Origin of the sequence: Paenibacillus sp. FSL R7-0331, from assembly GCF_000758645.1 — a bacterium.
GTDB classification, from domain to species: Bacteria; Bacillota; Bacilli; order Paenibacillales; family Paenibacillaceae; genus Paenibacillus_AQ; species Paenibacillus_AQ camerounensis.
Genome location: NZ_CP009284.1, coordinates 1,104,854 through 1,120,041 on the forward strand (window position 1 = coordinate 1,104,854; position 15,188 = coordinate 1,120,041).

The following is a 15,188-nucleotide window of genomic DNA, read 5'->3' on the forward strand; positions in this document are numbered from 1 at the left end:
TCAGGATATTGATATAAGGTGGAGTTGCAGCTTGGACAATAATGTTGAAACGGTGTTCCGTTACCGTTCCCACAACCTTCAGGATACGGATTCGCTTGCGGCTGAGGTAGCCGCCGCGGTATCGGCCGGTATGGTGATCGGCCTCGACGGTGATTTGGGTGCCGGAAAGACTGCGTTTTCGCAGGCTTTTGCGCGCCATCTGGGCGTTGTGGGGATTGTGAACAGTCCTACTTTCACAATCATCAAGGAATATACCGGGCGCCTTCCGCTGTACCATATGGATGTGTACCGGATTTCACCGCAGGAAGCGGACGAGCTGGGGCTTGATGAATATTTCTACGGGCAGGGAGTATGCCTCGTGGAATGGAGCAGCATCATTCCAGATCTGATGCCGCAGCAGCATCTGCATATATACTTGGAAACGGCCGGGCTTGAGGAACGTCTGATTACGGTGACGGCAGCGGGAGAGCCTTATGCCGGACTCTGCCGCGCACTGATCGAGAAGTGGGGTAACGAAGAATGATGAACGATATTAACGGGCCGCGCAAGCGGCTTTTAGCGCTGGATACCTCGACGGCTATCCTGGGTGTGGCAATAACAGAAGATGGCAGAGTGCTGCATGAAATCAATGCTTCCGGCGAGCGGAACCATTCGGTGCACCTGCTGCCGATTATTGAGCAGGCAATGCAGGCCAGCGGTACGGATGCCTCTATGCTGAAAGGCATCGCCGCCGGTATCGGACCGGGCTCATATACCGGCACACGGATCGCGGTTTCAACAGCCAAGACACTGGCCTGGGCCTGGAAAGTGCCAGTCACCGGTGTGTCCAGTCTGCATGCGCTTGCCTGGGGCGGATATGCTGCGGCGCAGGAGAAGCAGGCGGACGAACCGGCGGAGCCGTCTGAATTAACCGGCTTTGGCCCCGACTGGGTTATCCCGCTGATTGATGCCCGCCGGGGACAAGCCTATACCGGGCTGTTCGCGGCGGATGGACAAGCTGCGCCGCAGCGGCTGGAGCCGGATGCGATCCGGCTTATGGCTGACTGGGTGCTGTTCCTGAGTGAACGCCTGAAGCGGGCGGAGGCAGAGGGCAGCAAGCCTCATACGTTATGGTTTGTCGGCGAAACTGCGCAGCACGGCAGCAGTGCCAGCCTTGAGCCGCTGCTGGGCAAGGCTGAGATACAGCCTGTACCGTACGAGCTTGAAGGCCGCTGGGCAGGATTTCTAGGCGAAGCAGGCCTGCTGGCGGGCAGTGATGATGTTCACGGGTTAGTCCCGAACTATACCCAGCTTTCTGAAGCGGAAGCCAATCTGCGCCGGAGCAGTGAAGGGAGCAGAGGCCAAGTATGACGGAGCCTATGATAGTGGGAGATCAGGGGAGCAGGCTTGTTTTTCGCCTGATGAAGCTTGAGGATATTCCGGAAATTCTCGTCATTGAGCGGGAAGCCTTCACCATGCCATGGACCGAGGAGGCATTCCGCAATGAACTCACGCATAATCATTTTGCCAAGTACATGGTGATGGAGCTGGAGGGCCGGATTATCGGCTACGCCGGGATGTGGGCAATTGTCGATGAAGCTCATGTAACGAATATCGCTCTGCTTGAAGCTTACCGGGGACGCAAATGGGGCGAGCGGCTGCTTGATGAGCTCATGAAAACGGCGGGCTTCCTGGGGATGAAATCCATTACGCTTGAGGTAAGGGTCTCAAATGAGGTAGCCCAGAATTTATACCGTAAAAAAGGCTTCCGCCCGGCCGGCACCCGCAAGGGCTACTATTCGGACAACCGTGAAGATGCGCTCATTATGTGGGCCGATCTGCCGGCTGACGGGGAGCAGGGAATGATGGAAGGAAGAGTGGAGCAGAAATGAATACAGAAGCGGGCGCGGCTGCGCCTGTACTAATATTAGCTATCGAGACGAGCTGTGATGAAACCTCGGTAGCGGTTGTCAAGGACGGCTGTGAGGTGCTGGCGAACATCATCTCCAGCCAGATTGAAACCCACCGGGCCTTCGGCGGGGTTGTACCGGAGGTCGCTTCCCGTAAACACGTTGAGGTGATTACCCTGGTAATTGAGGAAGCGATGACTGCGGCCGGTGTACAGCCGGAAGAGCTTACGGCTGTTGCAGTAACACAAGGACCTGGGCTGGTCGGAGCGCTGCTGGTTGGAGTCGTGGCTGCAAAAAGCCTGGCGCTGGCCTGGGGCAAGCCGCTGATCGGCACCCATCATATCGCCGGGCATATTTATGCCAACCGGCTGGTTAAGGAACTGCAGTATCCGTGTATGACGCTGGTTGTATCGGGCGGGCACACGGAGCTTGTAAATATGGAGCGTGAAGGGGAGTTCCGGATTATCGGACGCACCCGGGATGATGCAGTGGGCGAAGCCTATGACAAAGTCGCGCGCGCCCTGGGCTTTCCGTATCCGGGCGGCCCGCATGTTGACCGCCTGGCCCGTGAAGCTGAGGCGGCAGTAGCCCTGCCGCGCGTCTGGCTGGAGCCGGATTCGTATGATTTCAGCTTCAGCGGCCTGAAGTCGGCTGTACTGAATGTAGTCAACCAGAGCAAGATGAAGGGGCAGGCTCCGGATGTGGCAGGCATTGCCCGCGGCTTCCAGGAGTCAGTCGTCGAAGTGCTGGTCGAGAAGGCTGTACGTGCTGTAAGAGCCAACCAGGCCAGGCAGCTGCTGCTCTGCGGCGGGGTTGCCGCCAACAAAGGGCTGCGCGAAGCACTGATATCCCGCTGCGGCAAGGAAGGGATTGAGCTGATTATTCCTCCGGCCGTTTATTGTACGGATAATGCGGCGATGATCGGAGCGGCAGCCTACGTGAAATGGCGGCATGACGGCAGTACGCCGCTGGATATGGTTGCCGATCCCGGCCTGTCGCTGGAGAAGTGGTCTGTTTCTGCCTATTGACATTCCTGAAACCGGAAGAGTATAATCAACCCAATTCAATTAACGAAACGCTATGAAGAGAAGCAGTAAGGTAACTCCGGGTTAAGAGATCTGCGGGTAGGTGCGACGCAGCCGAAGGAGTCCTGAACTCGTCTTGGAGCGGAGCGGTGGAAGCGGGATGCTCTTTCTAGAGGAGCGATAAACGGTGCACTAGTGTGCCGGACCTTTCGTACACCGTTACGGGTAACCTCCGTGAGAGGGTGGTCAATCAAGTACAGGGGGATGCTGAAGCTATCCCGATCAACTGGCTGACTGTTGAGTGGATATTCTGCAGGCTGTGTATTACGGCTGAACCGGAATATCAACAAGAGTGGTACCGCGAAGGTGAACAGCCTGTCGTCTCTTGAATGAGACGGCAGGCTTTTTTGTATGCTTTTATATGAATCACACGCAATGAACGGGAGCAGTAGATGATGAAGGTGTGCAGAGAGCTGCGGGCTGGTGCAACGCAGTCACCTGATAGGCATTGAATCTCGCCCGGGAGCGGAGCGGCGGAAACAGGAAGTACGCCGCAACGGAAGTCCCCGTTACCGGACATCTGTATTTGCCGGACTATACCCGTATGGGGATGAGCCGGATACGGGGTGAGCTGGGCGCAGCTTGCGGTTTATCAGGAAGGTAAGCCGGATGCGTCAACAAGAGTGGTACCGCGGTGGGGTGACCCGCCGTCTCTTATATGAGACGGCGGGTTTTTGCGTTGTTTTACGGTTGTAAACTTACACTTCAGGAGGGTATATGATGATTATTCCGGTAAAGAAACGAATTCAGATTTTTGATACGACACTGCGGGACGGAGAGCAGGCACCAGGCGCCAGCTTGACCCCGGAGCAAAAAATTGTGCTGGCCCATAAGCTTGCCGGGCTGGGAGTCGATGTGATTGAGCCTGGGTTTCCGGTCTCGAGTCCGGGGGATTTTGCCGCAGTGGAGACCATTTCCCGTAAAGTAGAGGGCGTGGAAATCTGCGGCTTCGCCCGCGCGGTCCGCGGGGATATCGATGCGGCTGTCCGGGCAACCCGGGATGCGGCACGGCGGCGGATTCACCTGTTTATCTCCTCCTCCGATATTCACCTGCGCCATCAGCTGCGTAAAAGCCGCCCAGAGGTTGTTGCGGCTGCCCGTGAAATGACGGCCTACGCCCGCCAGTTCTGTGATGTGGTAGAGTTCACTGCCATGGATGCGGCCCGGACAGGAATCGATGACCTGATTGAAATGGTTGAGGCCGTCATTGAAGAAGGGGCCAGTATTATCAATCTGCCGGACACAGTCGGCTACGCCCTGCCGCATGAATACGGAGAGATGTTCCGGCGGGTGCGCCTCGGAGCCAGAGGCGGACAGAACGTAAGCTACAGCGCTCACTGTCACAATGACCTGGGGCTGGCTGTTGCGAACAGTCTGGCGGCGATTGAGGGAGGAGCCACGCAAATTGAGGTTACGGTTAACGGCGTTGGCGAACGGACCGGAAACTGTGCACTGGAGGAGCTGGTTATGGCGCTTGAGACCAGAGGGGATGTGCTTGGCGCAGAGACGGGAATCGTACTGGAAAAGCTGTATGATACCTCGCGGCTGATCAGCGGGGCAATGCATTTCCCGATTGCCTTTAATAAGCCGGTTGTCGGGCGGAATGCCTTTCAGCATGAGTCCGGCATCCATCAGGACGGCTTGCTGAAGGACCGCAGCACCTATGAGATTATGGACCCGGAACGGCTCGGCATTCCGCGCAGCATGATTATTCTGGGCAAGCACTCAGGCAGGCATGCGCTGAAGGACCGTGCGGCCAGGTACGGAATAGCTCTGGATGCGGCAGAGCTGGATGCGCTCTACGAATCCTTTAAAGAGACCGCTGACCGCCAAAAAGCTGTCAGCGATGATGAACTGTTGCGGATGATCAGCAGCACCACCGGACAGCAGGCACAGTTCTACGAGCTGGGGGATGTCCAGGTGCTGGCCGGCAGTTCGCCGCATAGAGTAGCTGCAGTTACGGTACACAACCTGAAGACGGGAGCAAATGAAGCTTATACCAGCACGGGTGCAGGTCCGCTGGAGGCTGTTATTGCGGCAATCAGCCAGGGGATTACAGAAGGTATCGGCTTTGACGGCCTTGAGCTGCATTCGCTGGGCAGCGGGGAGCAGGCCCAGGCTGAAGCTGCGGTTATGGTAGAATACAGCGGCACCAAATTCAGGGGAACAGCCATTCACCGGGATATTGTCATGGCAGCAGGAATTGCCTACGTGGCTGCCTGCAATGCGGCCCTGCTCTCTGATGAAACCGAAGCAGGCCGGGAAAAGGCAGTGTAATTCCAAAGAAGCAGCATGCTGAGCGTATGTCAAAAAAAGTAGAAAATTAGCGAATGCCGAATTTGTCAAGCTGTGGACAACGTTATCCACATATTCCGCCTTAGTTGTGTAAAAACCGTGTAAAATCAGCAATAACGCCTGTTTCAGACACCCCGGAAGGAAGCGGTTTTTCGGTGTCAGGTTTCTGTGGGAATTGTGGATAATGTGGACAATTCGGTGGATAAAAAGTACTTGACAAACAAAATGCTGATTTAATGCATAAAAAAAGGCCCATTGGGCCTTTTTTTATTAGGGGTTATACACGAAAACTGTGGATAGACATGTGTATAACTAATTTTGAACAAATCGGGAACAGTTAAAAAATATTTATTTAATGCATTTACATTATTCGTCAGCAAGCTGCTCCCATTCGTCAAACCGCCCGGCAAGCTGTTCCTTCTTATTCTTCAGGTCGGTTTCATGCTGCTGGAGTGCCATATAATCCTGATAAACCTCAGGTTTTGTCATCTCAATCTCAATTACGGCAATCTCTTCCTCCAAGCGGGCAATGGCTTCCTCCAGCTCAGAAATCCGCCGCTGGCGGTTGCGCTCCTCCCGCTTGGCTGCTTTGTCCGCTTCAAAGGAAGAGGCGCTGCCTTTATCAAGAGCTTCAGACTCGGCAATCCGTGCAGCTTTGGCTGCAATGAGCCCGGCTTCTTCCAGAGCAATAGCCTCCAGCTCTTTTTTCTTGTCAATATAATCATCGTAATTACCAAGATACTGGTCAATGCCGGCCGGATGCAGCTCCAGAACACGTTCAGCCATCTTGTTCAGGAAGTACCGGTCATGGGAAATGAACAGCAGGGTACCTTCGAAATCAATTAATGCCGACTCCAGCACCTCACGGCTTACCAGATCCAAATGGTTGGTAGGCTCATCGAGAATAAGCATATTAGCACCGCGCAGCATCAGCTTAGAGAGTGCCACCCGGGCTTTTTCCCCGCCGCTCAGCGCAGCTATCTTCTTCAGGACATCCTCGCCGCTGAACAGGAAGTTGCCGAGAATCGTGCGGATCCGTGCCTCCTCCAGCATCGGATATTCACTCCACAGCTCCTCAAGCACTGTGTTGCGCGGGTTAAGGCGTGTCTGCTCCTGGTCATAGTAAGCGATTTTAACCTTGGCTCCCCAGTTAACGGTTCCTGCGGAAGGCTCCCGGGTGCCGGTAAGGCATTGCAGCAGTGTGGACTTGCCGATTCCGTTCGGCCCGATTAGTGCAGCCGTCTCTCCGCGCCGCAGCTCAAAGGAAGCGCCGCGGAAGAGCGGGGACGCAGCTTCACTGAATGCTACAGCGACATCACGCACCTGCAGCACCTCTTTGCCGGACATGAAGTCGGGCTCGAAGGAGAAGCTTGCTTTCTTCAGGTCGCCGAGCGGCTTGTCGATACGGTCCATCTTGTCCAGTGCCTTGCGCCGGCTCTGGGCACGTTTGGTGGTGGAAGCACGCACGATGTTGCGCTGCACGAAATCCTCCATCCGGGAGATTTCATCCTGCTGCTTCTCATACTGTTTCATGCGGATTTCATATTCTGCCGCCTTCAGCTCCATATAACGGCTGTAATTGCCTGTGTACCGCCGGGACTGGTGGCGTTCGATTTCTACAATAGTGGTGACCAGCCTGTCGAGGAAATAACGGTCATGGGAAACGACCAGAATGCCGCCTGCATACCCGCGCAGATAATCCTCCAGCCAGGTCAGTGTCTCAATATCCAGATGATTCGTAGGCTCATCCAGCATGAGCAGGTCGGGAGCCTGCAGCAGAATGCGGGCCAGCGCCAGCCGGGTTTTCTGCCCCCCGCTGAGGGTAGAGATTGGCGTATCCGGTGCAAATTCACCGAAGCCCATACCGTGCAGCACGCTGCGGATCCGGGTATTCATCTCATAGCCGCCGTGGTCCTTGAACCAGTCTGAGCGCTTGGCGTAACGCTCCAGCAGATCCTCATACCGCTTCTCATCATCAGCCAGCTTCGGATCGGCAATATCCGCTTCCATCTGGCGCAGCTCATTCTCCGCTTCAATTAAAGGAGCGAATACAGCCAGCATCTCCTCCTGAATAGTTTTGTCGGACTGCAGGCCGCTGTTCTGGGCCAGATAGCCGACGGTTGTCTCTTTGGATTTATGAATTTGTCCGCTGTCAAAGGACATTTCACCTGCGATAATCTGTAAAAAGGTGGACTTTCCGGCTCCGTTGACACCTACAAGGCCTACCCGTTCCTTTTCGTTCACCTGCAGGCTGATGCCGTCCAGCACGCTTTGAACACCATATGATTTCGAAATTCCTGTCGCTTGAAGAAGCATACTGATTGAACCCTCCGCCCTTGCATATTCGCCCGGACGATATAGCCCGGCTGTTAAACTTGCTTATACTACAGTTTACATGAAAAGCTTCTGCGGCGCGAGGGGGACGGATTGTATGATTCGTGTAACAGGGCAAATGATACAACCTTGGCGAACCGGGGGGAAGAGTGGTAAACTGGGTTTACAAACAATGATAAGTCAGGTAAATACCTAAGGGGAGGCGGCTGCACATGACAGTCCGGAGTGACCGGACCGCTGAGTGGAAGCGGGAGCTGCGTGCAGCGGCTGCTGCTGCACGCGGTAAGCTTCCGGAGGACCAGAGAGAGCAGCTGTCTTCTCTGGTCTGCCGGCATGCGGCGGAATGGATGGCAGGTTATGGCGTGAATACGCTGCTTGCCTATGTTCCGTTCCGCTCGGAGCTGGATACACGTCCGCTGATCGGCAGTGCCTGGGCAGCAGGCTGTACTGTGCTGCTGCCCCGTGTGATACAAGCCACAGGAATGATGAGCCTGCATCCGGTACACTCATGGAAAGAGCTTGTACCCGGGGCATACGGTATTCTGGAGCCTGCAGCTGACTCCGCAGTTATGCAGGTCCCGCTGCACCGGCCGGAGCTTATTTTCGCGCCCGGACTGGCATTTGACAGGCGCGGCGGAAGGCTGGGCTATGGAGGCGGATACTACGACCGGTTGCGGGCTAGCCTTGAAACTGAGGCCTCTGGATCAGGAAGAGATACGCTTTGGATTGGCCTGTCCTTCGGCCAGCAGGTGATTGAAGAGGTGCCGATGGACGATCATGATGCCTGCATGGACCTGTTAATTACCGAAGACGGCGTCATGGATTTCCGGGAGGAGAGACGGCATGGAATTTAGTCATTTTAACGAGCAGGGCCGCGCGCGTATGGTGGATGTCAGCGACAAGGAGATCACCATGCGGTCGGCGGCTGCAAAGAGCAAGGTAACGATGGACCCCGGGACACTTGAGGCGATCAAGGCCGGAAGAATCAGTAAAGGGGATGTTCTGGCTGTTGCCCAGATAGCCGGCATAATGGCTGCGAAGCAGACGTCCGCCTGGATACCTATGTGCCACCCGTTGCCGCTGACCGGTATAGATATCGCCTTCTCGGATAACAGCAAAGATGAAATTTATATAGAAGCAACCGTGAAGACGACCGGGAAGACCGGTGTGGAGATGGAGGCGCTGACGGCTGTTTCTGCGGCTGCACTGACCGTCTATGACATGTGTAAGGCGCTGCAGAAGGATATGGTTATCGGACCGACGATGCTCGTATCCAAGAGCGGCGGAAAGAACGGGGATTACGTGCTGGAAGCTTAGACAGCCCGGGTGCTGCAAGAGAGAAGCGCGGCGGGCTGCAGACTGCGGCCGTCCATACATAGAACAGAGAGGGAGGAATAACCTATGGCGTGGAAAACAGCAATCCTGACAGCAAGCGATAAAGGATCCCGGGGCGAGCGGGAAGATACGAGCGCCCAGGTTATCCGTGAGCTTGTGGAAGAAGAGCTTGGCGGTGAAATTATCGAGGTCAGAATTGTGCCTGATGAGCAGGACGAGATTATTGCAGCGCTGATTGAGCTTACCGATTACTTCAAGGCCGATCTGGTATTGACCACTGGCGGAACCGAGCTGGCTATCCGAGACGTTACACCGGAAGCAACCCGGCGGGTAATTGAGCGAGAGGTGCCGGGTATGTCCGAGGCGATGAGAAGCACTGTGATGCAAAAGAACCGTGCGGTCATGCTTTTCCGCGGCATTTGCGGTATCCGCGGACGGACGCTCATTGTTAACCTGCCCGGTACGCCGAAGGGTGTGCATGAGAATCTGGCGGCAATCATGGATCAGCTGCCGGAAGCACTGCTTATGGTAACCGGACAATACCGTCAATAGCATCTGTCAGCCCTTGCCGTGTCACATTCAGCCGGATTAAAGCCGTTGGATGTGTGATATAAGTTATGGTATTATTAAGTTGCTGCTTAAGTTATCATGACCGGACAAAAGGCGAGGAGGAATAACGTATGCTGAGTGGTATTGGTGCTCCCGGAATTATTCTACTGGTGATCCTGGCGCTGCTGCTGTTTGGTCCGAATAAGCTCCCTGAGCTTGGCCGGGCGGTCGGACGTACCTTCCGTGAATTCAAGGACGGCGCACGTGAAATTATCAGTGAACCGGAACCGGCTAAGCGCAGTGAAGCTCCTGCTACGCCGGCCCCGCAGTCATTAGCTGCAGATCTTCCGCAGGACCGGAAGCTGCCGGAATAACAGATTTAATTACGCGGGGGCGTTACTCTCAGTCTGCTTCAGACCGGGCGAACGCTCCTTTATTTTTTTATTATGAGAACAGTATTCTACATATGTTATCCGGGTGGTGACCTATCATGTCTCTGGAAGCGGAAGAAATGTCATTGGTTGATCATCTGTCCGAACTGCGCAGACGCATCATTTATGTGCTGATTGTGTTTACAGCCGGGCTGATCGGCGGACTGTTTGTTGCAGGGCCGATATATGAGTTCCTGATCGCCGCCGACCAGGCGCAGAGCTTTGTGCTGCATGCCTTCTCCTTCTGGGACGGTATAGGCATGTACATGAAGATTGCCATGGCGGTGTCGCTGGCAGTATCACTGCCGTTTATTGTCTATCAGCTGTGGGCGTTCATCAGCCCGGGTCTTCATCCGGAGGAGCGGAGCGCTGCACTGCGGTATGTTCCTTATGTGTCGGTGCTATTTGTGCTGGGCCTGTTATTTGCCTACTACATTGTCTTTCCTATGGCCTTGTCGTTTACCATCTCTGTTACCCGGAGCATGGGGCTGGAGGAGACATACGGGATTGCCGAGTATTTCAGCTTTATGTTCAGCCTCTGCCTGCCGCTGGCACTGCTGTTTGAGCTGCCGCTGATCGTGATGTTCCTGACCAAGCTGCGGATTCTGAACCCGCTGCGACTGCGGCGGATGCGGCGGTATGCCTATTTTGCCCTCGTCTTTATCGCTGTTGTTATTACGCCGCCGGATTTTATTTCGGATTTCCTTGTTACTGTGCCGCTGCTTGTGCTGTATGAGTTCAGTGTGTTTCTCTCGGCTTTTGTCTATCGCAGGCAGCTGGCTGAGGATGCAGCGCGTGAAGCGAGGTATGTGAAGCAGGAGCAGCTGTGAGGTCTCAGGTTTTGATGCCGGGCAGGCATATTTTGCCTCCCGGTGGATAGAATGTAGGTGAGTGTGTACCGGACAACCCTGCAGAGCCATATTTTTCCGCAGGAAGCATCCGATTTTACGCAAAAGGACTTGAAATCCGTCTTCAAGTTGAGTATCATAAAAATTGTTGTTAGCACTAAAGATGGTTGAGTGCTAACGCTGCCGGGTAATAGGGAACCAGCTGGCTGATGCCGTGCAGTAACCTGTCTCCGGACAGCCGGTAAATCACGCTGATTCTCCGGTATTCCAATCTATGTTTTCAAGTCAAACCACATAATTTCAAAGGAGGCTATTTTTCATGATCAAGCCATTAGGTGAACGCGTATTGGTAGAAGCAAGCGAGCAACAGGAAACCACTTCTTTCGGTATCGTGCTTCCGGACTCCTCCAAGGAGAAGCCGCAGGAAGGCACAATCATCGCAGTCGGCAGCGGAGCTCTTAAAGACGGAGTGCGTGTACCGCTGGAAGTTAAAGAAGGCGACCGCGTGATCTTCTCGAAATATGCCGGAACCGAAATCAAATACGAAGGTAAAGAATATCTGATTATGAAAGAAAGCGACATTCACGCGATTCTTGACTAAGAGGAACGTTTATAAGGATAGCCGTAAATATACTTAAGTTTCAGACGCTTTTTAAACACTTACAACATTTTCTAGGAGGTTAACACTAATGGCAAAAGAAATTAAATTCAGTGAAGACGCCCGCCGCTCGATGCTCCGCGGGGTTGATGCTCTGGCTAACGCAGTAAAAGTTACACTGGGTCCTAAAGGCCGCAACGTAGTTCTTGAGAAGAAATTCGGCAGCCCGCTGATCACTAACGACGGTGTAACCATCGCCAAAGAAATCGAACTGGAAGATGCTTTTGAGAACATGGGCGCACAGCTCGTTAAAGAAGTAGCTACCAAGACTAACGATGTAGCCGGTGACGGTACTACAACTGCAACGGTTCTGGCTCAGGCTATGATCCGCGAAGGTCTGAAGAACGTAACTGCAGGCGCTAACCCGATGGTTATCCGTAAAGGGATCGACAAGGCGGTTAAAGCTGCTGTTGCTGAACTGCAGAACATCGCTAAGCCGATCGAAGATTCCCAGGCTATTGCTCAGGTAGCGGCTATCTCCGCTGCTGACGACGAAGTGGGTCAACTGATTGCTGAAGCTATGGAAAAAGTGGGCAAGGACGGCGTTATCACCGTTGAAGAATCCCGCGGCTTCCTGACTGAGCTTGAAGTGGTAGAAGGTATGCAGTTCGACCGCGGTTACATTTCTCCGTACATGATTACTGACACGGACAAAATGGAAGCTGTTCTGGACAACCCGTACATCCTGATCACTGACAAGAAGATCAGCAGCACGCAGGAAATCCTGCCGTTGCTTGAGAAGATCGTACAGCAGGCCCGTCCGCTTGTGATCATCGCTGAAGATATCGAAGGCGAAGCACAGGCTATGCTGATCGTGAACAAGCTGCGCGGAACGTTCAACGCTGTTGCTGTTAAAGCTCCAGGCTTCGGCGACCGCCGTGAAGCTATGCTGCAGGACATCGCTGCCCTGACAGGCGGCCAAGTGATCACTGAGAAGCTCGGTCTTGACCTGAAGAGCACTTCCATTGACCAGCTGGGTAACGCACGCCAAGTGCGCGTAACCAAAGAAAACACTACAATTGTAGACGGCAGCGGCGACAAAGCGGACATCAATGCCCGCGTAAGCCAGATCCGTTCCCAGCTGGAAGAAACAACTTCCGAGTTCGACAAAGAGAAATTGCAGGAGCGTCTGGCTAAATTGGCCGGCGGCGTAGCCGTTGTCAAAGTAGGCGCTGCAACTGAAACAGAATTGAAAGAGCGCAAGCTGCGCATCGAAGACGCCCTGAACGCAACCCGCGCTGCGGTTGAAGAAGGTATCGTATCCGGTGGTGGTACAGCTCTCGTGAACGTATATAACGCAGTAGCAGCAGTAGATGTAACCGGCGACGAAAGAACCGGCGTAAACATCGTACTGCGTGCTCTGGAAGAGCCGATCCGCACAATCGCTGCGAATGCCGGCGAAGAAGGTTCCGTAATCGTGGACCGTCTGAAGAAGGAAGAAGTAGGCATCGGCTACAACGCTGCAACCGGAGAATGGGTAAATATGTTCGAAGCCGGAATCGTTGACCCTGCGAAGGTAACACGCTCCGCGCTGCAGAACGCTGCATCCGTAGCAGCAATGTTCCTGACAACCGAAGCTGTTATCGCTGACAAGCCAGAGCCTGAAAAAGGCGGCGGCATGCCGGATATGGGCGGTATGGGTGGCATGGGCGGCATGATGTAATTTTGGCCACATGATTAAAAAGAAGGCTGCTCACGAGTTCGATTTGAACTTTGTGAGCAGCCTTTTTTTTGCGTACGCCAGGATTGAGCTGTAAGTGCGAACTTAAAGATTTCTTTAACTTTCACACAGGGGCTAATCCGCCATGTTAGAGTAGCCTGATAGGGTAAATCAGCTACTTTATTTTGAAATTGAAAGGCCTGAATTTGATGAAATATATCCGAAGTGTAATCATTTTTATAATCTTGTTTGTTGCAGCAACTCCATCAGCAGCGGCACAAAGCCCAAACTATGCAGAAGGGCTTAACCGCTTGGGATTGTTCAGTGGAACGGGAAATGGATATGAACTTTTGCGGGTGCCTACCAGAGCAGAATCACTTGTAATGATGCTGCGTCTGTGGGGGAAGGAAGACGAGGTCCTGAAAAGCACCTATAAGAATCCGTTTAAGGATACGGGCTGGGAAAGCCGCTACGTGTCGTATGCCTATTCAAAGGGTGTAGTTAACGGAATTAATGAATACAGCTTTGGCGGTAACCGGCCAACCACTCTAAACCAATATTGTTCAATGGTTTTAAGGGTTTTGGGCTATTCAGAAACAAAGGGCGACTTTACCTATGAAACCGCGGTTTCTTTCGCCTCAGTGGTTTTAGGAATAGAACTTACAAATGAACGCGAATTCAACCGGGGAACGCTAGCAAAAATAAGCAGTCATGCTTTAAATACAAGACCCAAAAACCAAATTGCAACACTAGGTGAAACCCTTAGTGCAACAGATGTTTTCACAGCGCAGGATTTAAACGAGGCAAGGTCACTTTGGGAGCAGGATAAAAATGTTGGTTCATCGACGATTCTGATCTATGCGGTTGGTTCTGACCTTGAATCACAGCAAGGCCGGCTGACAGATGACTTGGAAGAAGTTTTTCGCGGCCAGCCAAAGCAAAATACGAAAATCCTGATTCAAACCGGCGGAACACTCAAATATCACAACAAATATATGACGGATGGAGCATCAGAACGCTTTGAAGTTGGCGATGGTCAACTCAAAAAGCACGAAAGCCACATCCAAACCGCAGCATCAGACCCTAAAACACTAAAGGATTTTCTTGTTTGGGGCAAAACCGTTGCACCAAGTGAGCGTTACATACTGATTTTATGGGATCATGGGTATGGTACTATGGGCGGATTTGGTGCAGACGAGCTAAACGAACGAAAAACGATGAAGGTTTCGGAGCTTTCGAAGGCAATCGAGTCATCAGATATGTATTTCGACTTAATCGTCTTTGATGCATGTCTTATGGGCACAGTTGAAACTGCCTATGCCCTTAGAAACCATGGCAAATATCTCATAGCTTCGGAAGATTCAACCCCCGCAGCAGGGTTGTATTATACGACATGGATAGGTGCGATGGAGCGAAACCCGCAGATTAGCACTGAAAGAGTAGGACGTTTAATATTAGATTCCTTTACCCTTCATTCGGGGATTGAAGCTAAGCTGCAAACAACAATGTCTATGATGAAGCTTTCTCAGGCTGGATCATTGGTTAAGGCAATAGAAAATGCAGTATTTGATTCCCCGTTAACAGATCTTGCAAAAAACTCAGAGCTATTAGGTGAGAACGATGGGATCTTTGATCAATATGATCTTATAGAGATAATGGGCAAATCATCAGAAATCACTGCTGCAGCCCAAGCACTTGCATTCGAAGTAAGAAATTCAGCAGGCTATAACAATCGGGGCGGCGTGGCTTTATATGTCCCTAACAGAAAAACGTCACACATAAATGAAATGAAAGAAGAGCTGAAAGCCATGGGTCTTAGCTCTAAGTATATAAAAACTATTTTCAGTCAGCAAAGTCCATGATGATTTCTGCTTAGAGGTTTCGCATGAGTTCACCAAACTTTTGCGAGCCTCTTTTTTGCGTGTCCGGGTCACAAGAAGATAAAGCTGTTTCGTCGTGTCGTCTTCCTTCTCAGTCTATCTGCGAACTTAAAGTTTTCTTTACAAAGCAGTAGTGTTTCGATCAACGATGGTATTATTGAGTGAAAAGATTGTCGAAAATTTGGTTGTTACGGAGATTATGCGACTTAAAAAGAACGAAAAAA

Annotated in this window: 15 protein-coding genes and 1 other annotated feature; of the genes, 14 read left to right on the forward strand and 1 reads right to left on the reverse strand. The window is 52.7% G+C overall.

Going from position 1 to position 15,188, the window contains the following annotated elements; all coding sequences use genetic code 11:
• Positions 1-31: 31 nt before the first annotated feature.
• The 6 genes from tsaE (at position 32) to R70331_RS04740 (ending at position 5,251) form a co-directional block, all read left to right on the forward strand.
• Positions 32-523 carry a tRNA (adenosine(37)-N6)-threonylcarbamoyltransferase complex ATPase subunit type 1 TsaE gene (gene tsaE / locus R70331_RS04720; RefSeq protein ID WP_042173305.1) on the forward strand — a complete coding sequence of 164 codons (492 nt, stop codon included), beginning with the start codon at positions 32-34 and terminating at the stop codon, positions 521-523.
• A complete protein-coding gene (tsaB, locus tag R70331_RS04725; protein WP_042173306.1) occupies positions 520-1,350 on the forward strand; it encodes a tRNA (adenosine(37)-N6)-threonylcarbamoyltransferase complex dimerization subunit type 1 TsaB in 831 nt (276 codons plus the stop codon). The genes tsaE and tsaB overlap by 4 nt, the downstream gene beginning before the upstream one ends.
• Complete coding sequence (gene rimI, locus R70331_RS04730) at positions 1,347-1,871, forward strand: ribosomal protein S18-alanine N-acetyltransferase (protein ID WP_042173308.1); 525 nt, start codon at positions 1,347-1,349, stop codon at positions 1,869-1,871. Before tsaB ends, rimI begins: the two co-directional genes overlap by 4 nt.
• Positions 1,868-2,917, forward strand: coding sequence for a tRNA (adenosine(37)-N6)-threonylcarbamoyltransferase complex transferase subunit TsaD (gene tsaD / locus R70331_RS04735; protein ID WP_042173310.1), 1,050 nt, complete (start codon positions 1,868-1,870; stop codon positions 2,915-2,917). Before rimI ends, tsaD begins: the two co-directional genes overlap by 4 nt.
• Before the next feature lie 194 nt (positions 2,918-3,111).
• Complete coding sequence (locus R70331_RS31425; RefSeq protein ID WP_156131074.1) at positions 3,112-3,303, forward strand: hypothetical protein; 192 nt, start codon at positions 3,112-3,114, stop codon at positions 3,301-3,303.
• A gap of 37 nt (positions 3,304-3,340) precedes the next feature.
• Positions 3,341-3,632 (forward strand) — a binding site (T-box leader).
• A 62-nt stretch (positions 3,633-3,694) separates the two neighbouring features.
• Positions 3,695-5,251, forward strand: a complete 1,557-nt coding sequence (locus R70331_RS04740; RefSeq protein ID WP_042173312.1) for a 2-isopropylmalate synthase — start codon at positions 3,695-3,697, stop codon at positions 5,249-5,251.
• A gap of 384 nt (positions 5,252-5,635) precedes the next feature.
• Here R70331_RS04740 and R70331_RS04745 read toward each other — a convergent pair whose 3' ends face one another.
• Complete coding sequence (locus R70331_RS04745; RefSeq protein ID WP_042173314.1) at positions 5,636-7,585, reverse strand: ABC-F family ATP-binding cassette domain-containing protein; 1,950 nt, start codon at positions 7,583-7,585, stop codon at positions 5,636-5,638.
• A 230-nt stretch (positions 7,586-7,815) separates the two neighbouring features.
• On the opposite strand from R70331_RS04745, the gene R70331_RS04750 reads away from it, so the two are divergent.
• The 8 genes from R70331_RS04750 to R70331_RS04785 all read left to right on the forward strand — a co-directional run bounded on the left by R70331_RS04750 (position 7,816) and on the right by R70331_RS04785 (position 14,946).
• On the forward strand, positions 7,816-8,457 hold the full coding sequence (locus R70331_RS04750) for a 5-formyltetrahydrofolate cyclo-ligase (protein WP_042173316.1): 642 nt from the start codon (positions 7,816-7,818) through the stop codon (positions 8,455-8,457).
• Positions 8,447-8,920, forward strand: a complete 474-nt coding sequence (gene moaC / locus R70331_RS04755) for a cyclic pyranopterin monophosphate synthase MoaC (RefSeq protein ID WP_042173318.1) — start codon at positions 8,447-8,449, stop codon at positions 8,918-8,920. The genes R70331_RS04750 and moaC overlap by 11 nt, the downstream gene beginning before the upstream one ends.
• 84 nt (positions 8,921-9,004) lie before the next feature.
• On the forward strand, positions 9,005-9,490 hold the full coding sequence (locus tag R70331_RS04760) for a MogA/MoaB family molybdenum cofactor biosynthesis protein (RefSeq protein WP_039870183.1): 486 nt from the start codon (positions 9,005-9,007) through the stop codon (positions 9,488-9,490).
• Between the two features lie 131 nt (positions 9,491-9,621).
• Positions 9,622-9,861, forward strand: a complete 240-nt coding sequence (gene tatA, locus R70331_RS04765) for a twin-arginine translocase TatA/TatE family subunit (protein WP_086074442.1) — start codon at positions 9,622-9,624, stop codon at positions 9,859-9,861.
• 116 nt (positions 9,862-9,977) lie between these two features.
• Positions 9,978-10,748, forward strand: a complete 771-nt coding sequence (gene tatC, locus R70331_RS04770; protein ID WP_042173322.1) for a twin-arginine translocase subunit TatC — start codon at positions 9,978-9,980, stop codon at positions 10,746-10,748.
• A gap of 337 nt (positions 10,749-11,085) precedes the next feature.
• Positions 11,086-11,367, forward strand: coding sequence for a co-chaperone GroES (groES, locus tag R70331_RS04775; protein WP_039870185.1), 282 nt, complete (start codon positions 11,086-11,088; stop codon positions 11,365-11,367).
• An 88-nt stretch (positions 11,368-11,455) separates the two neighbouring features.
• A complete protein-coding gene (groL, locus tag R70331_RS04780) occupies positions 11,456-13,087 on the forward strand; it encodes a chaperonin GroEL (protein WP_042173324.1) in 1,632 nt (543 codons plus the stop codon).
• A 206-nt stretch (positions 13,088-13,293) separates the two neighbouring features.
• The gene (locus tag R70331_RS04785) at positions 13,294-14,946 is read left to right on the forward strand and encodes a clostripain-related cysteine peptidase (protein WP_081947463.1); all 1,653 of its coding nucleotides are present in this window, start codon (positions 13,294-13,296) and stop codon (positions 14,944-14,946) included.
• Positions 14,947-15,188 lie beyond the last annotated feature (242 nt).

Excerpts from the sequence above, each read along its gene's own strand:
- tsaB (WP_042173306.1), top strand. The coding sequence starts at position 520 with ATGATGAACGATATTAACGGGCCGCGCAAGCGGCTTTTAGCGCTGGAT.
- rimI (WP_042173308.1), top strand. The coding sequence starts at position 1,347 with ATGACGGAGCCTATGATAGTGGGAGATCAGGGGAGCAGGCTTGTTTTT.
- tsaD (WP_042173310.1), top strand. The coding sequence starts at position 1,868 with ATGAATACAGAAGCGGGCGCGGCTGCGCCTGTACTAATATTAGCTATC.
- R70331_RS04740 (WP_042173312.1), top strand. The coding sequence starts at position 3,695 with ATGATTATTCCGGTAAAGAAACGAATTCAGATTTTTGATACGACACTG.
- R70331_RS04745 (WP_042173314.1), bottom strand. The coding sequence starts at position 7,585 with ATGCTTCTTCAAGCGACAGGAATTTCGAAATCATATGGTGTTCAAAGC.
- R70331_RS04750 (WP_042173316.1), top strand. The coding sequence starts at position 7,816 with ATGACAGTCCGGAGTGACCGGACCGCTGAGTGGAAGCGGGAGCTGCGT.
- moaC (WP_042173318.1), top strand. The coding sequence starts at position 8,447 with ATGGAATTTAGTCATTTTAACGAGCAGGGCCGCGCGCGTATGGTGGAT.
- R70331_RS04760 (WP_039870183.1), top strand. The coding sequence starts at position 9,005 with ATGGCGTGGAAAACAGCAATCCTGACAGCAAGCGATAAAGGATCCCGG.
- tatC (WP_042173322.1), top strand. The coding sequence starts at position 9,978 with ATGTCTCTGGAAGCGGAAGAAATGTCATTGGTTGATCATCTGTCCGAA.
- groES (WP_039870185.1), top strand. The coding sequence starts at position 11,086 with ATGATCAAGCCATTAGGTGAACGCGTATTGGTAGAAGCAAGCGAGCAA.
- groL (WP_042173324.1), top strand. The coding sequence starts at position 11,456 with ATGGCAAAAGAAATTAAATTCAGTGAAGACGCCCGCCGCTCGATGCTC.
- R70331_RS04785 (WP_081947463.1), top strand. The coding sequence starts at position 13,294 with ATGAAATATATCCGAAGTGTAATCATTTTTATAATCTTGTTTGTTGCA.